Below are 22,278 nucleotides of genomic sequence, written 5' to 3' on the forward strand. Positions count from 1 at the left end.
CAGTATTGGCGCGCATCAATAGTGCCTGCCGACCCTGTCGTCAAGTAACTCTTGTTCATACCATGAAAAGTATCGGCACTTAAGCATTCTTCGATATGGCTGCTCGTTCGGAACCGCTTTCTGTCGCAAAGGGCTGCAACGGTTGCTCTCTACCGGTCCCTTTATCGGAGCGCATTGGTTCAACCTGGGTGTACACGATGGTCAGCACCGAGGTAATAGGCCGGTTCGTACAATTGGCTACGCCGTGAACTTACCGCCTAGTGATCCACGCGTGTACTGTTTAAGAACTATGAAGTTTTCTCGCCTTTTAAGGATTAGGAAATCATCGATTTCTTTAGAGACTGTTGAAAGCAGCTCAATGGTTCTGGATTCGAACCATGTCATGCTCATGCTTTTTCTTGAAGGTGATCAGCACGACGGTGCTTAGGCACTCCGGAGCGAGTGCTACGCGGGTTCCCCAACTGGCGTTCCATCGCATTGGAAAATTGTGAGTGATTTGCTCGTGGTGACCCAATTGGTTGTGTTGCCAAATCGCCAACGCAGATCGAAGCTCAGCGCAGTGCTAACTTTCCAGTCCCGACAAGTGGCCGTAAAGCCTTTTTATTGGTGCTTTCAGGCACTGGCCAAGTCCCTGATCCTAAGGACTGTAGTGGTCGAGCAGTTGGCGTGCCTGGCTGTTGCACGGATGCCAAGGCCGGCACCGAGCAGTTCCGTAACGCGCTTGTGCAGATCTTCATCGATCGGCCGGCCCTGATACTTACCGGCAGCTTTGGCCTTCTCAATACCCTGGGCTTGGCGCTCGCGGCGTTGCTCGTAATCCTTGCGGGCAATGGCGGCCATCATTTCCACCAGCATCGAGTTGATAGCGCCCAGCATCCGCCCGGTGAACTCGTCTCCCTTCGTGTCCTGCATTCCCTGGTGACTGGTCGGCAGATCGAGCGCGACGATGCGGAGGCCCTTGGAATCAATCGTGGTCTTGAGCTTCTGCCAGTCCTCCACCGGCAAGCGAGAAAGCCGGTCTATCGACTCCACCAGCAGCACATCACCCTTGCGCGCATCTTTGAGCAGACGCAGCAACTCGGGCCGGTCTGCGGAGGCGCCGCTGGCATTCTCCAGATACACGCTCGCAATGTCCTTGTTACGGTCGCTGGCGAACTGTTCAAGCGAGGCCTGGGCGCGGCTGGCGTCTTGCTCTTCGGTTGATGCTCGGAGATATGCGCGGATGAACATGATGTGCCTCACGTATCAGTTAGGGTGCTCTACTAATACTGTTGCACTATGGGTGTCACTTATCAAGCGGAAAGGGCAAATAAATTTAAAGATGCGCGTATCAGCTAAAGCATACCTATAACTGCCGCAGTCGCATGATGGCGCCTGTGATCTCTTGAGCGTTACGGTCCAGCGTTTCCATGGCAGCAATGGCGTTAGCGGCAATGCTCCCCACTCCATTCTCAGAAAGCCACTTGGTTACTTCCTCCATGGCCGCACATATGGCGTGCTGGTTGTGCAGGAGCAGTGTGAGTGCGTCTGCTGTGGCTATGTTAGCTTCAGAGTTGTCCGTCATGGGTACCGTCCTTGAGTAATTGGTGCGGCAAGACTAGCTGAATTCGCTGCTGGCTCTAGCCACTTCTCCAGATCCGCTGACACCTGGGCATTTACAATGCCTTGACCACTCATTTGCATTCAACCTAGCCAGTCATCTGCGCTGGATTTGCCCCGCGCCCTCAGCAATCATGACCGGCAGTGAACCGCCATAAGCAGACGTTCAGGCGAGGCCCGCTCCCGCTGCAGGCGTGCCCTTCAAGCCTCCGAAGCGCAAGGCAATAGTAGAGCAATGCTCTCAAATTGCCATCAGTCAGCGGCTAAATCCTCAATTCTGTGGTAAAAGATCGACGGCATAGAGCCATGATTAAAATAACCAGGAGGATAAAATGTCAACGCACGCGACGACGATTTCAGAAGTAGCTAGTTTAATTAATTCTGGAAAAGCCATTCTATTTGCTGGGGCTGGTTTTTCCTCCGATACAATAAATATTGAAAATATAGAACTGCCCCGAGCTTCTGCGCTTGCTCGTAAAATTTGTGCTCTCGGGGAATTTGGAGAGGACGACGACCTTCGGTACGCTTCTCAGCACTACATAAAGAAAAATAAAAGTATTGAGCAGCTAATCAATTTACTAAAAACCACATTTACGTGCAAAAAAACCACTCCAGCGCAGGAATCGATTGTCGCTGCACCTTGGCGTCGGATATACACGACGAATTACGATAACGCAATAGAGCAAGCAGGTCTCCAGACCTCAAAGCTTGTCGAGACAGTTGATATTTCCTGCTCTCCACACAATTATGTTAAAAAATCAAATCTGTGTATTCATCTAAACGGCTCAACGTCTTCTCTAACCCCAGATACGCTTAATACGACGTTCAAGTTAAGCGCGGCATCATACATAAGCGCAGATGGCTTTTTAAATTCTCCCTGGAGTTACCAGTTCAAAAGGGACCTTGATACATGCACGGCCTTAGTTTTTATTGGGTATTCTTTGTACGATATAGAAATACAAAAAATTCTTTATGAAAACTCCGATCTGAAACGGAAAACCTATTTTGTTACTCAAATCGATCCTTCAGAGAAAAGTCTTTCTGTGTTGGAAGATTACGGAACAGTACTTCCTGTTGGCGTGGATTACTTTGGCGAGCAAATAGCAGGCCAAGTAACCACGCAACTTATTGACCCGGATATACTGTCTGCTCTAGAGCGGTACGAGCCTAGCCAAGCATCGCGAACAATTAGAGACAAAGATGTGGACGGTTTGATCCTTCATGGATCTACAGAGCAAGATCTTGTCGATTTAAGTATATTAACTCAGCAACCAGTTCCTTATATGATAAAGCGAAAGGAGCTGGAAATTCTAGATAGATTCTTGCTTGCTAACCGGCACACGGTGATTAGTAGTTCTTTCGGTAACGGTAAAACTTTATTGCTAAAGGAAGCACTTCCTTTCTTGTCTACCCGTGGCTATGACGTGTACACGATAGCTGATCCTTCCGGAGACTTTGAAGGAGACATAGAGAAAATCAGAGGCAATCGAAAATCGGTAATAATTATCGACGATTATTCTCATCATCCGGACCTAATTAAAACAATTGGACTTCTTCAGCCGGAGAACATCCTGACTATCACGTCAACCCGCTTCCATGCCCACGAGCGCCTTCGTGATGAGTTGAAGCAGCATAACTTCTCCTACCAAGAGCTGAGCATTGATGAGCTATCCATCGAGGAGATTGAACAGCTAATCGCTATATTTGATAACTTGGGGGCATGGGGCGATAAAGCTTACATGTCGAGGCAGCAAAAAATCTCATATGTACTCCAAGAAAATGATGCACAGATATCTCTTGCACTACTCGCTCTTTTCGATTCACCGCAAATAAAAGATCGAGTTAAGAATCTACTTAATTTTTTTCCTGATTTAAGTTCTAGCGTCCACAAGAGTTATCGCGATACTGCGTTCGCTATCGCATTAATAGAAGTGATCGGGCTTCAGACAACAAATAGCTTTATTTCGGAAATAGCATTAAACGATGAGATTTACTCAGATAAGTTACGCAGCAATGAGTCCTTCAAACAGCTTTTCAAGCCAGCAAGTGGTGGAGTGCAAACAAGATCGAGTCTGTTTTGTATGTCCCTCATTAAAAATCATTTCCCATCAACGTATATCAAAGAGCAGTTATTACGAATAGCGCAGAAGTATGGAAGGCTCGACAAGAAATCCCAAGAAGAAAACGAAGCATTTCGCTCTCTCGTAAAATTTTCATTTATTGAACGGCTTTTGCCAGACGCTAACAAGAAATCCAATATACGCGACTACTATGAAAAACTCAAAACCAACGTTGACTGGTTGAAGTCAGACCCACATTTTTGGCTGCAATACGCGATGGCGCATATTCCTTTTAAAGAGTATGAGAAGGCGCAGCAATATATTGATCAAAGTTACGCCCTCGCAAAGAAAAAATTAAACTATCACACCAATCATCACGATACTCAGCAAGGCCGACTGTACCTGCTGATGGCTCTTGAGCCTGCAACTCTAAGTAGAGCTCCTGAATTGTTTTCTAAAGGACATCAGCTTTTTTGCAAGATAGACAATGATATTTTTAAGTTCAGACAGCTTGGATTGTATTCGGAGTATTATGATATTTGTTATTCAAAAATATCTAAGCGCCATCAAACGGAATTTGAACACGCATGCAAGCGGATGGCTACTGATGCAGAGCGATTGATCAATGAATTGAGTGATACCACCTTCAATACACCTTTTATGCTCAGAGCATTAGAGAGGCTAAATAAGACAATCGCATTAATAAAGGACTTTAGAAAAGTCAAGTGAGCATATGAGTTCGTCTGAGTGGCGATAGAAGTATTATTTTATCGCCACTCATTCAATCGTATTAATACGTGATAATTTGTACGTTACTCACGCAGTATATCCTGTCCACCCACGCCGCCAACCTAGCCCTGTCAACTTCCCCCCCGTTGCTGTCGGTCATATCTCGCAGTCAGAATTGCCCGAAAGACACTCAAGCCGAATGTCCGCTTCTGGCCGATTGCAGTCATTCGGGGGGCATGAGCACGGCTAGCGTCATCTTGATGAAGTCCTCATTTCGTCGATCGTCTGCAGCCGCGCGCATTGCTCGGACTAAAACTGAACCGCGCTGCTCGTCCCAGATCATGAGCTCCATGATGGCGGCTTCCAGGGCGAGCTGGTTTTCGTTGATCTTGAATAGCAGAGACGGGCGTAGGTCAGAGTCGGGCATGGTATTCCTCCGTGGAACAGGAAAGCGTAGCTGGCGGTTTCTATTCTCGTTCAAGCTGCCTAGCGTCAGAAGTCACTGCCTCCATTATGGACACGAGCTCTTCCAGCAAATCAGCGTAATAGCGAGTTAGATAGCCCGCGATCGCTTCATTGCGCAGAATGCGCACCAGATAACCTTTGGCCACAACCAGAACCAACATCGTCTCGCCCAAGGTGTCCTCAACCTGCTTGTAATCATGCTGCAGGTTTTCCATTTCGCGCTCCATGCGCGCAATATCGACGGCACTGACGTCACTCGGTTTTTTCTTTGTTTCGACCAGCATCTCAGGGCGAGATGCTGCCAAGACCATCCGCGCATAATTTCGCGTGAAGCAGTTGGCTGAAATCATCATTTCAACCGTTTCGATTTGACGGATAGGCTTCATGAGTCGAAGAGCGCGAAACACGTCCTGCGATACCATGCGAACCTTCAGCATCTCCGCTACCTCAGGTGCGATGCCTTTCAGCAAGGTTTCTCTTTCGTGAACTCGAACCACATTGATCCCAAGCACGGATGCAATCCGAGCAGCTTCAATACCCTTTTTCAGAGCGGTAACGACCATTTTGTGTTCTTGGATCGGCGTCAGCCTGTTGATTTGCCGATTGTAGGTAAACGCTTCATCGTCGGTAGAAATCAAACATAGCGCCTCAGTCGCCCCTAACGCCTTGAGTGCCTCCAAACGAAAATGTCCGTCCAGAAGCATGAACGAAGATACTCCACCTGCGATGAGGGGCTTGGGATGAACCACCAAAGGTTCAACGACGCCCAGCTCTCTAATCGAGCTCAAAATACTTGCGTACTTTTTGCTGCCAGTTTTCAGTTGATCGACCTTCCGCGATGGAAGGATTCGGTTTAGGGGGATGGCGATTACACGACTCTCGAATGCCTGCTTGACCTCTGACATTACGGCGTCTCTCCAAAGATCCGGTCGGCCAGCGGCTTGGGCATATCCGGAATATCTTCGTTACGAAGCAACGTCTTAAAGTAATCATCGGCGAGCAATTTGCGCATCGCGGTGACTATGATCAGTAGCCGCTGCTCATTGATATCTGACTTTTTGATCATGACTTTCTGACGGCGAACTTCTATTTGATAAGCCTTTAGAAGCTTTTGGGGCGTGTGTTTCTCGGCGCGAGGTGCTTGCTGGCCGTACCGCTTTCCGAAGGTTTTGCGCCTATCAACGAGGCGGCGAACCCTCATCAGTTGTTCGCCTTTGAGCACACCGCTTTCGTAGGCCTCCATCATGGCTTTTTGAAGATCGACATCCTTCGAACGGGCAATTTCCATCGCCAATTTTATAGATAACCAGCCTTTTTCCACGGCTGCGATCAGTCGCTCTTCGCCCTGACGCAACAGCACCAAAATCCCATGTACATAACCTGCATCCAAACAGGTTTTTTCAGCAATCTGCGGGCAGGTATAACCACGATCTGAGAGGAGCTGGATTGAGGACAAAAGCTCTCGATTGGAATGTTTTCGACGTGCGAGGTTTTCAACTAAACCAATCAGATATCGATCCGCTTCGCTGGCGCTTACCACGATGCACGGGATTTTTTTCTCTCCCAGTGCCTGCAACGCTTCGAAGCGACCTTGGCCACAGACGATTTCATAGGGCTCGGTGCCGCCCATCGTAGGGGCGACCGTGATCGGCCGCTTGAGGCCTAACGCCGATATGTTCTCAACCAGCCTGGCAAACACTTGCTTATTACGTGCCCGTGGATTAAGCACCCGAATTTCTTCAATGGGAATGAGCTGAATGTTCGTCTCTTCGGCGATGTGCATCAGCGCTCTGCGATGGGTCTCGATAGCTGTCATGCGACCCTCCTAAACTCACTGCGGCGTGCCAGTTCAGACAGGACCTCCAAGGTGTCGAACCGGTAAATTTCGAGGTTCGCCTGGTTGCTTTCGGCAAGGCGGAGCCTAGGGGTTTCAATGTCGATCGTTGGCAGAATGTAGTAATCCAGAGCCGCCTCTTCCTGCTCTTTCATTCGAACCGCGATTGTCAGGTCTGAGCTCAATCCATAATCGAATCGGACGTTCCATCTTTTGCTGCCGGTAGGTGACACATGGCAACGGCTCAGCACCAGAGAAATCGAAATCTCCTGGTTGACCACCATGAGGTCGGTGCATGGATCTACAGTGACCTTCCCACCAACATCCGCAATCTTCTGAGTCGTTTGTTGTAGGAGAAGCGGGTGCATCTGACGCAGGCGTTTGTTGGCTTCGATGTACCGGTAGTCGCGTGCAGGGGAGTATCCGATCAGGGAGTAAGATCGAAGCAAGCTTCCAAATCTCTGCTGGTAGGCACTGCTCGACGGACACCCTTCAGACTCGTCGATGACGATTCCCGACAGATAACCCGTGCGCTGATAAATGGCCTTCAAGGCGTGCAACATTTCCTCGTCGGGCATTCGGTAGGAGCGCGTTTGGATGATTGACTGAGCAGCCTTGAAGAGAATGACACTCACGATGGGGCAGAAGGCTTCGTTCGCTCGTATCCATTCATCAGGTGGGTTCTGCGTGTGCGTTTGTTTCAGCTTGAAAGATGTGTGATTCCACACGTTGTTGCCGATGTACTTTTCATTAATCAGCACTTGATGAACCGTACCTCGCGACCACGATTTGTCGCGATCATTTAGCACCCCCTGCGAGTTCAGCCAGTTCGCGATTTCACGCTCACTTCTGCCTTCCTCAACGAACAGATGGTAGATGTTATGCACCATCTCAATTTCGGCTGGAGGGCCAGGAACTAAAATCACACGGTCTGTTTGGATGCTTTTATGTTCTCCAAGACCCAATTCGTTCTTTGGCGAGCCGTGACCGTCGACCAATTGCCGGCGCAAACCGTATCCCGCTGGGCCGCCCTGGCGATACCCCAGCTCAATCAGGCGCGATTGGCCAGCAAATACCTTCACCGAGAGCTCTCGGCTGTATTCGCCTGCCATCATGCGCTTAACGCTTTTGACGATATTGGAGACCGGAGAGCCGTCGTTGGTGAACTGCTCTGCGCAATACTGAACCGATACTCCAGCTTGCCGGCAGCGCACCTCGTAACTGGCGCTGACATCAGGATCTTGGAAGCGCCCCCAACGGCTGACGTCATAGACCAGGACTGTCGAGTAATCGGCCAGCCCTTTCTCTACATCGAAGAAAAGCTGTTTGAGGGCATCACGACCTTCCAAGCGCAAGCCGCTTTTGCCCGCGTCGGTGTAAACCTTGTTGATTTCCAGCGCATGGGTTGCTGCGTATAAGCGGATCGTATCGAGCTGATTTTCTGTCGAATACTGCTGGTGCTCTGTGGACATGCGCACATACGCCGCCGCCATGGCTGCGGTTGAGGCATTGCTAGTGTTGTACGCGCCAATGAGAGTTTGCATCGGCATGTCCTCAATCAGATCAGCAGCCACTGAAAGCAACGCGGAGCCATGATCAGTGACGTCGTTTTTTAAAAAGTGGCTCTAAACAAGGTAGAAGACCGGGGAGGGAAAAATGTTCACGAAAACGGGCAATTCTTTTCTGGCTCAACAACAGTACGCAGACGGCATCGCTAGGGCACTACATATGGAACTCGGAGGGTCGCACCAGGCGACGAAGACTTTGATGCGTTGGACGAATGCGAACGAGAAAACGGTGAAAAACTGGATGGCTGGGAGCAGCGGGCCGAGTGGTAAGCATTTGGTGGCGTTGGTGAAGCATTCTGACTTAGCGCTGGCTGCATTTCTGAGCATGGCGGGCAGGCCACACGCGCTGACTGTGTCGGAGCTCCCTGTACTTAGACAGAGGCTTCAGGCTGTAATTGAGGGAATTGACTCTTGCCTGACCACTGTCATCTAGCTCAGTAGGTTCGTGTCGGGGGGGGGCTCCAAGTTATCAATTTAACGTTAGCAGTTCACTCTATTACTAAACGCATGCTGGACGGCGTAGCTTTTGCTCGGCGGAGTGTCAGCTTTTGGACGGTTGCTGCCTCCTAACGAAGGGCTAAATCGCCAGTGCGTTATTCGACCCAAAAAAAGATGGCGACGGTTGGATTTTTAACTTGATAAACGATCTGGTATTGACCTTTTAGCGCGCGCGAATGCGCGCGTGTATTGGTCCGAAAATCATCAAAATTTTTGCCTAAAGCTTTCAGATTTCTTCATCTCCTTTTGACGGAATCACTTCACTGGTTGTGAAATCGAACCACTTCAAGTCCGGTCCCCCACGATTGCGGCGAGGAGTTACGCAGGATGGGGTGCATAAGGGAGTGTGGTTGTACGTCTCGCAATACGGCGCTGCATTGGTCCGGGCAGGTGTAAACGATGTCAGTATCAAGCCAATTTTTGCCTACAGATTGCCCATTCATTTGACCGCAACTTCTCTCAAGGGGCGACGTCATCAGAGGCTCTGTCGTATCCCCGTCGTAGTTTTTTTAGGTGCACCTCACGTGCAACACTGAATCGTACAAAACGGAGCAGACGGTTCTTGATTTCTGGGCTTAGGAAAGATGTTTTTCGTTGCACTTTGTCGGGACAACTCAAAGTGATACGCGCCAATGAATTCGGTCGGATAAGCACCTGATAATCGCCATCCGTGGCGTTTCGCTCAATCCAGGATCTCGCGACGAATCTTGTCCTGCTCGCGCAGCTCTTCGGCCAGTTCTCGCAGCAGCGGCCTCATCCCGCCAGTCCAGGCATTGCGCGATGAAGCCGCTTTACCCTCGGTGCTGCGTGGTCCGGTGCTTCGGTCCCATGGTCGCCATTGCCGGATCAGCTCCGCCTGCCGCGCCCGTCGCTCGGGTGTCCAGCCATTCGCCATGCTCAACCTCCAATAGTTCGTTCTGCGATTTTTTGGATTTCCGCGTGCGCGCGGGCTTCTCTTGGATACCGTTGTTGACTTGGACCTGATTGCCAATGTTCGCCTGCTTCACGAAAGCGACCTGCTTGGGAGTTTTGAGTTCGCCCAGTGTTTGCAAGGTAGCCCGGGCTTGGTTCTGGGCCTTGAGTGCGAGACGCATATAGGACTCCAGTCCCTCCATGTGCTTGGCCCTCAGTGCCCGACTCGCGAGCTGCGCGAAAAGAGTGTCCAGAGAGTGCGCCTGCGCAACCAGCATGTCTTCTGCTCGGGTCATGTCGCCGCTGTTAATTGCAGCCGTCTGCCGCTTCAGTTCATAGACAACATCGGTGACCAGCGTCGTGCCGAGCAGGTTGCCGCTGACAAGCATTGCTGCACTCAGGTTCTCAGGGGTCAAGCAGTTGCGCGCGAATACCTGCTCCTCTGTTTCCTCCTGGGACAAATTTACCTTCAAGGCATCGCTCATTCGCTCTCCTCCATCGGGGTGCTGTTATAACGCTGGCGCAGATCGACTCCAACCTCACAGTAACGGCTCGTTGCCGCATGGCAGGCGCAGCAGCTCATCAGATGATTGATGTATGCCGCGTTAGCCTGTCGCCACGCATTTGACGCCGTAGCAGCAGTGAGGACGGTGTGCTGCGATTGAATTTCCTCAGCTGCATGGACCTCGGCAGATTGCTCGACCCGCTGCGGCCGGTTGACCCAGGCCAGGCTGGTGCGGATCGCGTCGGCCACCAGCGCAGCATCCGTACCGATGAGCTCGGTCAAGTCACGCGACTCCAAGTGACCGCCTTCCAGCAGGACGGCAGGACGGGTGCCGAGCAGACGCGCGACACGGGGAAGCCAGAGGCTCGAAGGTGCAGGTGTGGGCGATGACGTGGCGAGTGTGCCGGTCAAGGCCTTGACGATCTCCGCTTCGGAGAGCGGACGCTCGAAGCCTGGGGCTGCAACTACAGCCAACAAGGTATCGCCGTGCTGCTGATGAGCCTTCTGTTTTGTAATAGCGGTGTCGATATCGCCGCAAGCTTGCACCACGTACCCGCCGGCCAGCACCAGCAGGTGCAGCCAGCAAAGTGTTGGATCATTGGCCGCATTCAGCTCAGCAATGAGCTCGACTCGGTGTTCGCGCACATAGAGTCGATCGGCATTGGTGATGCGGTCAGCGGGACGCAGGCGAAGTTTATCCCCGTTGAGCTCGGCGGTGAGGCCGGCCCGGAGAAGGTAATCCAGGGCGGCCACGGTTAAATATCCTCAAAGTCGACTGCAAGCGACTCGGCATGCTGTCCGTTCTGCGTCCGATATTGGTCCGGTTCCCGTCCGGCTTGTCCGGTATTTACTGTTGCTCGGCTGTCCGTCCGGTACGGCACCTCCAAGGATGGCAGGACAGGACGGACAAGAAATACATGCGTATCGTCGATTCGGATTTGTTGACGAACAGTCAGTGTGTATTTGAGATCGTGAAACCGCTGGCGAGGAATTCCGGCTTCTTCACACTTAGCTTTCCATGCGTCAAGGGTGATGAGTACCGGGTGATCTTCCCGGCCCTGGCTATTCAACCGTTGGGCGATCTCCGCGTGCATCTGCTCGAGTATTTCCAGCGCAGCCTTTTGCTGCTTACCCAACTTTGCCAGCACTGGCGCTGCTGATGCTGTGTACTGAGTCAGGCGCAGCGCGGCACCGCTGATCAGGCTGCCACAGTCGTCGTGCACTGATACGCCGACCAGTTCGAAGGCAAGTGAGGACGGCTCTTCAGCATCCTTCATCTTGCGCGGGATCAGTCGAACCAGGTCGTCTTCGTTGCTCCGACTCACTTCGTATTCAGCATCTACGGCACCTTTCAGTGCCGACGATCCGCGTGCGCCTCGCTCGCCATCCTTACCGCTGTGGTGGACAATCAATACAGTGGCCTTCCAGTGCCGACGCAGTGCGTCAACGTTGCGGATAAATTGCCCCACGTCTGTTGCGCTGTTTTCGTCGCCTCCGAAATTACGTGCCATGGTATCGATCACAATCAGCACGGGAGCTTCGCCAGTAGCTTCCGCAATCACCTTAACCGCTTCTGCCACTTTTGCAGAATTTGTTGCGCTGGAGAGGTCTGTAGGGGCTTCCGAAACGTACAGCAGTTTCGGCAAGACAACGTCGTTATGCTGCGCCCATGCGTGAAGGCGCCGAGCGATACCGTTGTGACCTTCCCCTGCGATGTAAATTGCAACTCCAGATTTCACGGCATGGCCGTGAAATGGGATGCCGCTAGCAATACAGCAAGACAAGTCCAGGGCCACGAACGATTTCCCCTTACCGGGAGGGCCGTACATCACCGTCAGCGCGTCCTCTTCGATATAGTTTTCAACCAGCCAGGCAACAGGCTTGATTGGCATATCGGATGCCGCTACAAAACGGAAGTCGAGAGTGCTGGTCTGCTGCTGACGCTGTGCTAGCTCCGACCACTGGTTGAGGTAGAGATCTTTGGTTTTCGCATTCATGCTTTCAACTCCATGCTTGCCAAGCGTTCACGCGCCAGTTTGAAGCGGCGCTGATCTACTTCAGTCAGTTCCGTGCCCTGGTCAATTAGGGAACGGGCGATGACGCAGACCAAGCGCTCAAGCTCGATTGCAGCTCGGCTCGGGCCGGTTCGACGTGGCTTGCTGTCGCTATCGGGGAACAGGTCGCGCAACTCCAACCCGACGGAGGCCATGATCACGGTCACCGAACAGCCGGCCCAGCACTTCACCAACAGCTTGCCGTCTTCGACCTCTGTGATATTCATGCTGGGGGTCTTGTCATCATGTGCCGGGCAGCAAGCCGTCCACTTGCCCATTTTCACGTCGCGAACTTTGTCGAGACGCGACAACAGCTTGTCGGCGGGCATCATTGCAACACCTCAGGCACGTCATACGTGGACAGCGACAGCAGGATTACGAGGGTTTGCTCATGGCGGATAAGGTCGGCGGCGGCTTTCTTCAGGCCGAACGCTGCCCGCCCGCGCTGATTCGCAGGTTGTTGGGTACGCATGGTTTATGCCTCCTGCGGAGTCAGGAAGGCTTCAATCGACTCCACCGGCCAGCGAACCGAACGACCGAAGCGTACGGCACGTGGGAAGCCAGGCATCTGCGACCAGCGCCACCAGGTCGTGCGGCTGACTTGGTAGCGAGTGCAGAGCTGTGCGGTGGTGCCGAAAGTGCCGGGAATCGGCAGATTGGGGGTTGCAGTAGAAGGACTGACGCGATTGTTTTGTTGACTCATTTTGGGCATCCATTTCGAAACGAATGGGATTCCCCTCGGTGCTGGGAAGAAAGTCACCGGTGCCGCACGACTGGTCATAGGATCTACGTCGGTCGGACGGTACGAATTCGCATTGACGCCAAATTCAGGTGACTTAAACTCCCAGCATCTACAAGCATTGCCTGTAGATATTGAAGCCCGTCGAAAAGCTTCTACCTTGGGGAGTGTACTGGCCTTGCCGGTCTGCAGAAGGACGTTGTCCCGTCCCCCCAGATCAGCCCTCGGCATTCACAGTGTCGAGGGCTTTTCTTTGTCTGCATTCCACCAGTAACCCCCCGCCACAGCGTGCAGGGCGTTTCATCTGGGTGTTGTACGTCTAGCCAGTAGCCGCATAGTAGCGAGGCGCGCGGACCGTTCAAGTACACATTAGAGAACGATACTCATTTGCAACAATGCCTCTGCTCACCATATCTATCCATACCTTCCCATGTCATACCAAATGCACCAGAAATTATTTTTGTTTTTTTCACTTTAACTTCCTTTTTCTCGACAGCGGCACCACTTTAGCCGTCTGCTGCTCCCTCAATGCCTTCGCAAGCGCACGCTCGAACAGCTCTATGGCACGCCGTTTTTCCGGTAATGCCGCCTCGGGGCTATTTCGGTAGTGAATATTCGCTACGCCAGTCTGACCATGCGCTTGCAGCAGGTCGGACAGTTGATCGCTGATTCCGTGTCTCTGCATCAGTTGGGCGCAGGTGCGGCGCAAGTCGCGCGGCGAGAAGCTGGAGGTCTGCTTCCCATCTATAATTGCGTGCTCTGACTTCAGCCAGTCAGCAATGGCATGGCGCGGGCTGCTGACGACGATGTGCTGCTTTCCGGTGGTGGTCCACGGCCAGGGATGACAGCCGTTGATCTCTCTGACACACCTCAGAATGGCGACAGCCCGCTCAGTCAAAGGAACTATGTGCGGTCTGCTCATCGCTTGGCCTCCCCTCCCCTTACGGTGTATCAGGCGTACGGTGCCGGCTTCCAGATCGTAGTCATCCCAAGTGGTTTGGCAGACGTTGAAGATGCGCTGGCCGCCTGTGGCAATGACGAACTTGAACAACAGCGCCATAACCGGCCCGACACCATCAGTGGTTTCGACTGTTCCCCAGAACTTGCTCAACTCCGCATCCGAAAGCGCCCGCGTAGCGGGGACCGATACCTTCTCGACTTCTACCAGCATGGCCGGGTTGCTCTCTAGGCTGTAGCTCTTGGCGCTCGACCTGCCGACCGCGTTCTCGGCCCGCAGACCATGATTGAATGCCGCCGACAAGAACGAACGCATCCGATCAGCCTGTACCTTTGCACCTCGATCCCAGATCGGATTAAGTATGGCGAGAATGTGGTCAGTGCGAATGTCGCGCGCCTTCATCGCCATGATGCTGGCGTGAGGGGCCAGCATATTGGTCTGATACAACCGCTCTAGTTCCTTGACGACGCCGGCAGTAGCCTTCTCCCGGCGCGATTCGATGTAGTCGAGGAACAGCTCTCCAAAGGTGCCGCGGGACGCTTCGACTTCGGCTAGGTGCTGGCGCTCTCGGGCTTCCTCCTCCGCTTTCAGGCGAGCAGCCTCGACAGCGTGCTCATTTTCGATACGTGCCGCTTCAACGCCTGCTTCCTGCTGTGCCAAGTACGCCTTAACGTCGCCGTGAGCTTTAGCTATCTGCGCCATTGCCGCGGCTTGGTCGCGCAGTTCCGGCAAGGTAAAGCCGACCTCCCGAGCAGTGCGTCGATACACTCCTAGCTTGATCAGCACTTGCTTGCCACCCAGGTGATAGCGGTAGTAGCAAGCGGGCGAGCTTTCGTTCGCACGCTTGAATACCAGTGCCCCGGTGCCACGTCCCGGCAGGCTTTCGACCAGAGGTGAGCAGCCGGGAGTCATACCCCGCACTTTCTGGTCATTCACAGTCTTAGATGCGTTGCTCGCCATTGGTCGCGCCTCGGTCTTGGTCACAGCTTTGGTCACAGCTTCTCAGGTAACTCAAGACTACAACGTGCAACGAGACGAAACAACGAAATAAGGTAAACACCCTTTATACATAGGGCCTTACGGATTTTCGTTACTTGCTGAATCTTGAAAAAACACCGGGACAAGCCGCTTGTAATCAGTAGGTCCCGGGTTCGACTCCTGGTGCCGGCACCATACAAAACGAAGCCCCTGCAGAAATGCAGGGGCTTTGTTGTTTCTGGGGTGTTCACTTTCTACGCTCACCCTGAGCCCTTAGAGATCCATCTGTAGAAGCAGAACCTGTGGGAGCGGGCTTGCTCGCGAAGAGGCCGGCAAGCTCAAAGTAGTCTTCTCATCCGTCCGCCGATGCCCACTACGGAAAGTGCCCGCCAGACAAACAAAAAATCTTACCGCTCATACGGGGACATCGAACGTAAAATAGATCATCCTATTTCTCTGTTCTTTTCTTTCTAGTCCCTGACTTCCCCTTTTTCTTGCCTTTCCCAGTTCTGCATTACGCGGCATTTGCAACAATACTTTTCGCAGAGAACTTATTCATACACAGCGTGATAGTCTCAACGTGCACACCCAATGGTCTGCACATTTGAAAACACGCTTATAACTACACAAGGAAAATAACATGGCAAATTATTTCTCAGGAACTGTGAAAACTGTAAAGTCGCAGCTTACAATTACGAACGAACAAGCAGCCCGAGTTCTGGCGATAGGCAGAAATTATGGCGCAAATGGTAGCCCTATTATTTTTAAGATATTACAAAACGACACTAAGCTCTTAGTATCGTTTGACGGTGAGTTTTACCCTAAGCAAAGCACGAGTCAAGAGGTAGCCAACGAACTGGGCCCGTACATTCAGGCAGCTGATATCGTCTGGGATGAATAGTTAAAGGAAACCTCACATTGAGCTCCCCGGACTGAATGCGGCAAACTTTGCGGAGGGTGACGCTGCCGGAAATCCTGTTGTTACGCAGGTGGCGAGTGGGTTTGGCGGGGTTGATTAGGGTGGGGTGAACTTTGATCCAGAAAAACCGCTTCAGCCAAAGTTGGAGCGGCTTATCGTGCATACGAGCCTTTGGGGAGAAAACGTCAATCGTTCCCTGTGAGGAGCTGAGCTAAAGGCCTTGCTTGATTAATTTGCTTCGTCGTCACCACCATCGGCGCTTGAAAAAACCGACATCGCTAAAAATTTTTCCTTTGCTTCCGAAGAAATTACCACCTGCCATTCTGATGTATGCAACCTCTCGAGCGAAATTCATCTGCACTTACGTTCTGGCTATCGGGGCAAATGCTTTTGGTTCGAAAAAGAATACATTCACTCCATGCTCCAATCACGAGAACACTCGAATACGAACAGCAAAAAGGCGCCATAGGCACCCTTAACGAAAAAGTTGCAAATTAGACGGCAAGCTCTCGCAACGCTGCAGTGGCCAAAAAACCTGAACGAGAAGAGTAGCGATGATCTTTGCTAACTTTTTCATCGATACGTAACAACAGATTTTCAGGCAGAGAAGCGTTAAATCTAACTGACTTACCGAGATATGGAGTTAGATCGAAATCGACCACCGCCCAGACACCACCTTCATAATCTGGATTATCTAAGTGAGCATCTACTTCCTTTCCTTGGGGTAGAGCATCGCCGTCAGCGACCATCCCTTCTAAATGTAGCGCCAGTGCTTCCTGGACATTTTCGAGTGCTTCCGAGAAGGTGCTACCGGAAGAAAAACATCCAGGCACGTCGGGAATAGTCACCCCGTAATCAGAATCAGCGTCTTTATGTAATACGACTGGAAATTTCATTAGTGCACTCCCTTGAGTAGCAAGCGTGCTATACGCTTTTCAATCGGTTGAGCCAGAGCAATCGTCCGCGTAAGGACAGTCACTATTACCGAACCGATCCACCGAAAGCCCCATCTGCAGGGCTCCAGGCGGTTCGTTCGGCCTCATTTGAGGCCGGCGGACTTCAAAATACTATGTATCGTTGCTCAGCCAGATCCAAACGTCCGAAGAAAGAGGGAGCGAGAATGCACATTTCCCCCTCCCGCCGACGGGCCTCGCATCCGTTTTATGTGCAACCGCCCTAGCAGGTGCAATCTGCGCGCCGAATCAGCCGGGCGTTGGGCCGCAGGCAGGAAATGGTTTTTCACTCCTAGAAGGGCTAAGTAGGTTTGTGAAAGCGGGCCAGCCTTGGAACGTCCATGCTTTGTTGTTTTGGGGTGTCCACATTCTGTCCACTCCCAGAAACCAATCAGAGATGCGCAACCGGCTGATTAACATTGAAACAGGCGGGACATAGCCATCCCCAGCACTGCCTGTGTAGCACTGCGTGTTTAATAGGATTACAAGTCACTTCCTGAAAGCTACAAAGCCTTGCGACATTGCCTACGCCTCCCCCAGAATCCGCCGGCTTGTGCGGCTATTGCCCGGGCTCTATCGTTGACCTGCCACTGCTCATCAGTGGTCGGGCTTAGCGGCTCGCGGTATTTCGTTTGCACGTGCATCCATCCCACAGGTGTTCCCCATGCCTGCGGTCTGATGGTGGCTGTACGCAGGGCGCCTTCGGGCGCACCGGCTTTGCGAAGTTCCCCGGTCCGCTAACCTGCGTGCAGCTGCCACCCTTTCCACTTAGCGGTGGAAAGGATTGGCACCCAATTTGGAACTTTGAAATGGATAAGGTCACTCCCGATCCCCCGAACACAGATATCCAAGCCTCCCCGCGTACCCCCTCCACGATGTACACCGTCAATCCGACAGTTGATGTCCAAACCCTACTAGGCTCCGTGAGCGAATCCTTGGCATCCGCCAGCGTGATCACCATGGATATTGCCGACCGAGAAACCGGGCCAAGTCGCAACTCCCTGCTGGGCGTTCACCAGATCCTTATGCTGGCAGAACTCTCGGTGAACAGGGCGCTGGATCAACTCGACCCGATCGCTCAACCGCTTGATCGCGTGATCGCGTGATCGCGTGAGATGAGGCTGTGATGTCTGCAGGAAAGCGTCGGATTGATTTCTGACCCTGCAAAACAAAGCCCTCAAAAGAGGGCTTTTTTTGTAACGAGCTGAACCACCAATCCTCAGTGCCCAGCGCTCTGCCCACCATCCACATGCAAAATTTCGCCAGTAACAAACTTGGCACCATCCAGATACACCACAGCCTGCGAGATATCGTCGATCTCGCCCATATGCCCCATCGGGTGCAGGCTCCCCATCGCTGCATGAGTCTCCTCCCCATGCATCGGTGTCTTGATAATCCCAGGCGACACCGCATTCACCCGAATCCCACGCTTGGCGTACTCGATGGCGAGGGATTTGGTCGCCGCATTCAGCCCGCCTTTGGTCAACGATGCCAGCACCGATGGCACTCCATCGATGGCGTGATCCACCAGGCTGGTGGTGATATTGACCACGTGCCCTTTGCCCTGCTTTTCCATCTCGGCAATGGCGAGCTGGGTGATGTAGAAGAAGCCATTCAGGTTCACCGACAGTACTGCGGCGTAGTCTTCAGCGGTGTAGGCGGTGAACGGTTTGGCGACGAAGATCCCGGCGTTGTTGACCAGAGTGTCGATGCGGCCGAACCGGGCGATGGTTTCGCGGATGACTTGCTGGGCGACTTCAGGCTCGCCGATGTCGCCGGCCACGGTCAGGATGTCCGGATCGGTGGACGGTTTAATCGAGCGCGAAGTGGCGACTACCTGGTAGTCCAGATCACGGAAGGCTTTAACCATACCGGCGCCGAGGCCTTGGGATCCGCCAGTGATAACGATGACTTTTTTCGAATTGCTCATGATGAACCTCTACTAATAAATGATGGTTTAAAGAAGTAAGTGATCAGGCTTCAACGGGGCCTTGGCTATTTCTCGCAAAAACTGTTCAGTACTCGATCAACTGCGAACCGGACCAGTGACCGACGCGGTCATGACTTGCCCTCGTCTTCCGCCAGTTGTTTTCGGTACGCAGTGGTGGTCATGCCGGCGTAGCCCCAGTTATCGGTGTCGACTTCTTCGATCACGATGTGGGTCAGGTCCGGACGTTTGTTGAGAACGCGCTCCAGGGTTTCAGTGATTTCGGCGATCACCTGAGCTTTCTGCTCTGGGGTAACGCCATCGCGGGTAATACGAACGCTGACGAAAGGCATGAGGAATCTCCAGTGACCTGCCCTTCGGAATGATGGGTAGGTGTTGGAGCTCAATGTAGGGAGTTGGGTGGTGGGGATAAAGATGGGAGCGGGAACTTCATTAGTTACGTGGGGTAATGAATTCCGGGCATTTTTCGAGACAGGACCGACCCTATTGATGAACCAAATGCCGGCGAATCCCACGTTGCGGTCTTTATGCTAAATTATGGCTGGCCAATAATTATGGCCAGTCCATAAAAAGAGGTAATTTCATGAGCAGCATTTTTCAGCGCCCCGAATTGGCTGAACAGATGGCAAACCAGCTTCTCAATCCTGGTGTACTGGATGAAGGTCTGCGCTCAGGTTTGTTTTTGTCCGGACTACGCAGGACCGGTAAAACGACATTTCTGAGAAACGACCTCATCCCGGCGCTGGAAGAAGCAGGTGCTCTGGTTATCTACGTCGATTTATGGAGTGATACGCTGGCGAACCCTGCAACATTGGTGCATGACGCCATCCGCCAGCGCCTGGAAGAGCTGCAGACTCCAGGTTCTGCTCTGCTGCAAATGCTCAAACGAGTCAACAGTGGCGACATCGGCGCTGGCCCATTCAAATTTGGTTTCAAACTCGACAGCATTGGCAGCGCAGGCGGGCCGACACTTGCACAGGCCCTGAGTGAAGTAGTCGATCAAGCGAAAACAGATTTGGTGCTGATCATCGACGAAGTGCAACACGCCATTTCCTCCGAAGACGGCAATCGACTACTTCTGGCCCTCAAAGCCGCTCGCGACGCGATCAATCCTCGCCCGAATACGCCTGGTTACTTTCTGTTCATCGGCACGGGCTCGCATAGAGCGCAAGTCAGTGAGCTGACCGCGAAGCGTAACCAGGCATTTTCCGGCGCAACTTCGGCAGCGTATCCAGTACTGAAAGGCGACTACGTCGAGTACTTGCTGCACCGCCTCGCGATGACAGTGAAGAAGGAGAAATTACCGTCACTCGGAGTCGCCATCGAGGCATTTGATACCTTGGGAAATCGGCCTGAGGAAATGCTCAAGGCGCTCAGGCAACTTATGCAGCAAGACGGCGATCCTGATCTTTTTCTGCCGGTCATCGCAAGCACACTGCGCTCAGCGGCAGCCAACATTGAACTCGAGAAGGTTGAGCAACTGGGCAGTCTGGCGCAGGCGATTTTCAACAAGATTGCTTCTGCGGAAGGGGATGCCCGAGGAATTTTCTCTACCGATGCCGCCGCCGAATATTCCAAGACGGTCGGTCGTGAAGTGCGCGTTGAAGAGATTCAGCCAGTGGTCATCGCCTTGGTTGCGGAGAACATAATCATGCGGCGTGGGCATGGTATCTACGCGATTACGGATCAGTTCGTTCAGGAGATTTGGCTGGAGGAACGCGCGTTACTTGACGCAAGCTGAAGTAACTGCACAGCCTGGTTAAAATTTAACCAACAACGTGTCGCTAATTTCCACTTTTTGCGACACGTTATTGGAACGTGTCGTCGCGGACGACATGTTCTCGAAATGCGATTTCGGCGACATGACAATTCCCAGACAAACATCAGAAATAAAAAAACCCCGAACCAGTCGGGGTTTTTTTCATGCAGAAAAACTCAAATCCGCATCAGAAGATGTTGATCGGGTAATCCACGAACACACGCACTTCGTTGCCGCTGACGTTGTACTCGCTCGACTTCTGCGAAACCCGCAGGATCGAGCTGCGCAGTTTCACGCTGAGGTCTTTGGCCGGGCCGCTTTGGACGACGTATTTGAACTGGTTGAAGATTTCGCGCTCGGTACCGCCTTCGCTGGTGGAAGTGGTGATGTTGTCGCCGCGCACGTAGGCGAAGTTGTAGCTCAGGCCTGGCACGCCGAAGGTGCCGAAGTCGAGGCCGTAGCCCAGCTGCCAGCTGCGTTCGTCTTCGGCGTTGAAGTCGGACCAGTAGGAGTTCGCCAGGTAGATGGTGTTGCCGCCGTCGCCGACACGACCTTGATCGCGCTGATAGCCGCCGTAGGCATAGCCCAGGTTGCTGTCGCCGGTGCTGCGCTGGTGGGCGAGGGTGAACGAGTGTGGGCCGGTGGCGAAGGTGGCCGCCAGGCTCCAGATCTTGTTGTCGTCGCCAGTGGCGCCGCTTTCGCGGACGTAGGAATCGTCCAGCTTGGTGCGGTAGCCGTTGAAGTCCAGGGTCAGGGACTGATCTTTGTCGATCGGGAACACGTAGTTGGCGTTGAGGTACTGCTTCTTCAACACGTCTTCAACGTCGGACGCGTAGACCGCAGCCTTGAATTGCTCGGTGAACTGGTAGCTACCGCCCAATACGTTGATCGACTTCAGGCCACCGCTGTCACGGCCTTCAGCGCTCTTGCGCGATTCAGCGGTGAAACGACCGGCGTTCAGCTCCAGGCCCTTGATCTCTTTGGAGGTGATCAGGGTGCCGGTGTAGCTTTCCGGCAGCAGGCGCGAGTTGTCGTAGTTCAACACCGGCAGGGCCGGCATCTGGTCGCCGTAGGTCAGCGTGGTGCTGGAGAGACGGAATTTGACCGCTGCGCCGCCTTTGGACAGGTCATCCGCCGCGTTGCCGCTGTCGCCCTGTTTAAAGAAGTCGATACCGCCGGCGCCGCTGCGGCCTTTGCCGCCGTCCAGGCGCAGTGCGTACAGACCGAAGGCGTCTACGCCGACACCGATAGTGCCTTGGGTGAAGCCGGACGAGAAAGTGCCGATGGCCGCTTGGCCCCACTCGGCTTTGTCCGGGTTGCCGTCTTTGTAGTCACGGTTGATGTAGGCATTGCGCAGCAGCACTTTGAGGCTGCTGTCTTCAACAAAACCCTTGGATTCCGCCTGGTCGTTAGCCATGGCCTGTGTAGCGCTCAACATCCCCAGAGCGATCAGGCTGATTCGCTTATTCAACAATTTATTTTTTTCCTTATTACCGGTTGATACGCGCTGTGCCGACGGCTGAAACGGCGCTATTGCGCTCTTTTTTCAAGGCAAAACAAAAAGGCCCGCCCACGAGGAATCGCGGCGGGCCTTTTTTTATTTTGTCAGTCATGGCGGTTGGCCACAGGCGTTGGGGCGAATCCTAGCCGCGCCCATAACTATGTGTCAATTTCGAGAATCGTCTGTGAATAGGCGAAAAAAGTCTAAGGATTCAGCTAGGTGCGGGTTCTGACATGATTTGAAACACTCAACCTCCGAACCTTCTCAAGAATAATTACCGGAAGTAAATAGCAAGCATT

At 52.8% G+C, this 22,278-nt stretch carries 21 protein-coding genes; 4 read left to right on the forward strand and 17 right to left on the reverse strand.

Going from position 1 to position 22,278, the window contains the following annotated elements; genetic code table 11:
• Positions 1-612: 612 nt before the first annotated feature.
• Together ACYZTK_RS13965 and ACYZTK_RS13970 are read right to left on the reverse strand one after the other, a co-directional pair.
• Positions 613-1,230 carry a recombinase family protein gene (locus tag ACYZTK_RS13965; protein ID WP_462010428.1) on the reverse strand — a complete coding sequence of 206 codons (618 nt, stop codon included), beginning with the start codon at positions 1,228-1,230 and terminating at the stop codon, positions 613-615.
• A gap of 115 nt (positions 1,231-1,345) precedes the next feature.
• Positions 1,346-1,564: a hypothetical protein gene (locus ACYZTK_RS13970; RefSeq protein WP_462010429.1), complete on the reverse strand. Its 219-nt coding sequence runs from the start codon at positions 1,562-1,564 to the stop codon at positions 1,346-1,348.
• Between the two features lie 367 nt (positions 1,565-1,931).
• Between ACYZTK_RS13970 and ACYZTK_RS13975 the strand changes: the two genes are divergently transcribed.
• Entirely contained in the window at positions 1,932-4,388 is a 2,457-nt protein-coding gene (locus ACYZTK_RS13975; protein ID WP_462010430.1) for an SIR2 family protein, read from the forward strand.
• 223 nt (positions 4,389-4,611) lie between these two features.
• Here ACYZTK_RS13975 and ACYZTK_RS13980 read toward each other — a convergent pair whose 3' ends face one another.
• The 11 genes from ACYZTK_RS13980 to ACYZTK_RS14030 all read right to left on the reverse strand — a co-directional run bounded on the left by ACYZTK_RS13980 (position 4,612) and on the right by ACYZTK_RS14030 (position 14,881).
• Positions 4,612-4,815, reverse strand: coding sequence for a hypothetical protein (locus ACYZTK_RS13980; RefSeq protein ID WP_462010431.1), 204 nt, complete (start codon positions 4,813-4,815; stop codon positions 4,612-4,614).
• Positions 4,816-4,855: 40 nt separating this feature from the next.
• On the reverse strand, positions 4,856-5,758 hold the full coding sequence (locus ACYZTK_RS13985; RefSeq protein ID WP_462010432.1) for a plasmid partitioning protein RepB C-terminal domain-containing protein: 903 nt from the start codon (positions 5,756-5,758) through the stop codon (positions 4,856-4,858).
• Complete coding sequence (locus tag ACYZTK_RS13990; RefSeq protein ID WP_462010433.1) at positions 5,758-6,669, reverse strand: ParB/RepB/Spo0J family partition protein; 912 nt, start codon at positions 6,667-6,669, stop codon at positions 5,758-5,760. Before ACYZTK_RS13990 ends, ACYZTK_RS13985 begins: the two co-directional genes overlap by 1 nt.
• Positions 6,666-8,231, reverse strand: a complete 1,566-nt coding sequence (locus ACYZTK_RS13995; protein WP_462010434.1) for a recombinase family protein — start codon at positions 8,229-8,231, stop codon at positions 6,666-6,668. The genes ACYZTK_RS13990 and ACYZTK_RS13995 overlap by 4 nt, the downstream gene beginning before the upstream one ends.
• Before the next feature lie 1,313 nt (positions 8,232-9,544).
• The gene (locus tag ACYZTK_RS14000) at positions 9,545-10,150 is read right to left on the reverse strand and encodes a hypothetical protein (protein ID WP_462010435.1); all 606 of its coding nucleotides are present in this window, start codon (positions 10,148-10,150) and stop codon (positions 9,545-9,547) included.
• The gene (locus ACYZTK_RS14005; protein WP_462010436.1) at positions 10,147-10,923 is read right to left on the reverse strand and encodes a hypothetical protein; all 777 of its coding nucleotides are present in this window, start codon (positions 10,921-10,923) and stop codon (positions 10,147-10,149) included. The genes ACYZTK_RS14000 and ACYZTK_RS14005 overlap by 4 nt, the downstream gene beginning before the upstream one ends.
• 2 nt (positions 10,924-10,925) lie before the next feature.
• Entirely contained in the window at positions 10,926-12,167 is a 1,242-nt protein-coding gene (locus ACYZTK_RS14010) for an AAA family ATPase (protein WP_462010437.1), read from the reverse strand.
• A complete protein-coding gene (locus tag ACYZTK_RS14015; protein ID WP_462010438.1) occupies positions 12,164-12,556 on the reverse strand; it encodes a virulence-associated protein E in 393 nt (130 codons plus the stop codon). The genes ACYZTK_RS14010 and ACYZTK_RS14015 overlap by 4 nt, the downstream gene beginning before the upstream one ends.
• Positions 12,553-12,696, reverse strand: a complete 144-nt coding sequence (locus tag ACYZTK_RS14020; protein ID WP_462010439.1) for a hypothetical protein — start codon at positions 12,694-12,696, stop codon at positions 12,553-12,555. The genes ACYZTK_RS14015 and ACYZTK_RS14020 overlap by 4 nt, the downstream gene beginning before the upstream one ends.
• A gap of 3 nt (positions 12,697-12,699) precedes the next feature.
• Complete coding sequence (locus tag ACYZTK_RS14025) at positions 12,700-12,927, reverse strand: helix-turn-helix transcriptional regulator (RefSeq protein WP_462010440.1); 228 nt, start codon at positions 12,925-12,927, stop codon at positions 12,700-12,702.
• Positions 12,928-13,432: 505 nt separating this feature from the next.
• Positions 13,433-14,881 (reverse strand): tyrosine-type recombinase/integrase, encoded by a 1,449-nt coding sequence (locus tag ACYZTK_RS14030; RefSeq protein ID WP_462010441.1) that lies wholly within the window; start codon positions 14,879-14,881, stop codon positions 13,433-13,435.
• A gap of 658 nt (positions 14,882-15,539) precedes the next feature.
• Here ACYZTK_RS14030 and ACYZTK_RS14035 point away from each other — a divergent pair.
• Positions 15,540-15,800: a hypothetical protein gene (locus ACYZTK_RS14035; RefSeq protein ID WP_462010442.1), complete on the forward strand. Its 261-nt coding sequence runs from the start codon at positions 15,540-15,542 to the stop codon at positions 15,798-15,800.
• Between the two features lie 512 nt (positions 15,801-16,312).
• Here ACYZTK_RS14035 and ACYZTK_RS14040 read toward each other — a convergent pair.
• Positions 16,313-16,714, reverse strand: coding sequence for a type II toxin-antitoxin system HicB family antitoxin (locus tag ACYZTK_RS14040; protein ID WP_462010443.1), 402 nt, complete (start codon positions 16,712-16,714; stop codon positions 16,313-16,315).
• Between the two features lie 866 nt (positions 16,715-17,580).
• Between ACYZTK_RS14040 and ACYZTK_RS14045 the strand changes: the two genes are divergently transcribed.
• The gene (locus ACYZTK_RS14045; RefSeq protein ID WP_462010444.1) at positions 17,581-17,877 is read left to right on the forward strand and encodes a DUF6124 family protein; all 297 of its coding nucleotides are present in this window, start codon (positions 17,581-17,583) and stop codon (positions 17,875-17,877) included.
• Positions 17,878-17,990: 113 nt separating this feature from the next.
• On the opposite strand, the gene ACYZTK_RS14050 is transcribed toward ACYZTK_RS14045, so the two are convergent.
• A complete protein-coding gene (locus ACYZTK_RS14050; protein ID WP_462010445.1) occupies positions 17,991-18,701 on the reverse strand; it encodes an SDR family NAD(P)-dependent oxidoreductase in 711 nt (236 codons plus the stop codon).
• A gap of 128 nt (positions 18,702-18,829) precedes the next feature.
• Positions 18,830-19,051: a tautomerase family protein gene (locus ACYZTK_RS14055; protein ID WP_462010446.1), complete on the reverse strand. Its 222-nt coding sequence runs from the start codon at positions 19,049-19,051 to the stop codon at positions 18,830-18,832.
• A gap of 251 nt (positions 19,052-19,302) precedes the next feature.
• Between ACYZTK_RS14055 and ACYZTK_RS14060 the strand changes: the two genes are divergently transcribed.
• Positions 19,303-20,460, forward strand: coding sequence for an ATP-binding protein (locus tag ACYZTK_RS14060; RefSeq protein ID WP_462010447.1), 1,158 nt, complete (start codon positions 19,303-19,305; stop codon positions 20,458-20,460).
• A 205-nt stretch (positions 20,461-20,665) separates the two neighbouring features.
• Here ACYZTK_RS14060 and ACYZTK_RS14065 read toward each other — a convergent pair whose 3' ends face one another.
• Entirely contained in the window at positions 20,666-21,952 is a 1,287-nt protein-coding gene (locus ACYZTK_RS14065; RefSeq protein ID WP_462010448.1) for an OprD family porin, read from the reverse strand.
• Positions 21,953-22,278: the final 326 nt, after the last annotated feature.

Source organism: Pseudomonas sp. LB3P31 (assembly GCF_054897945.1).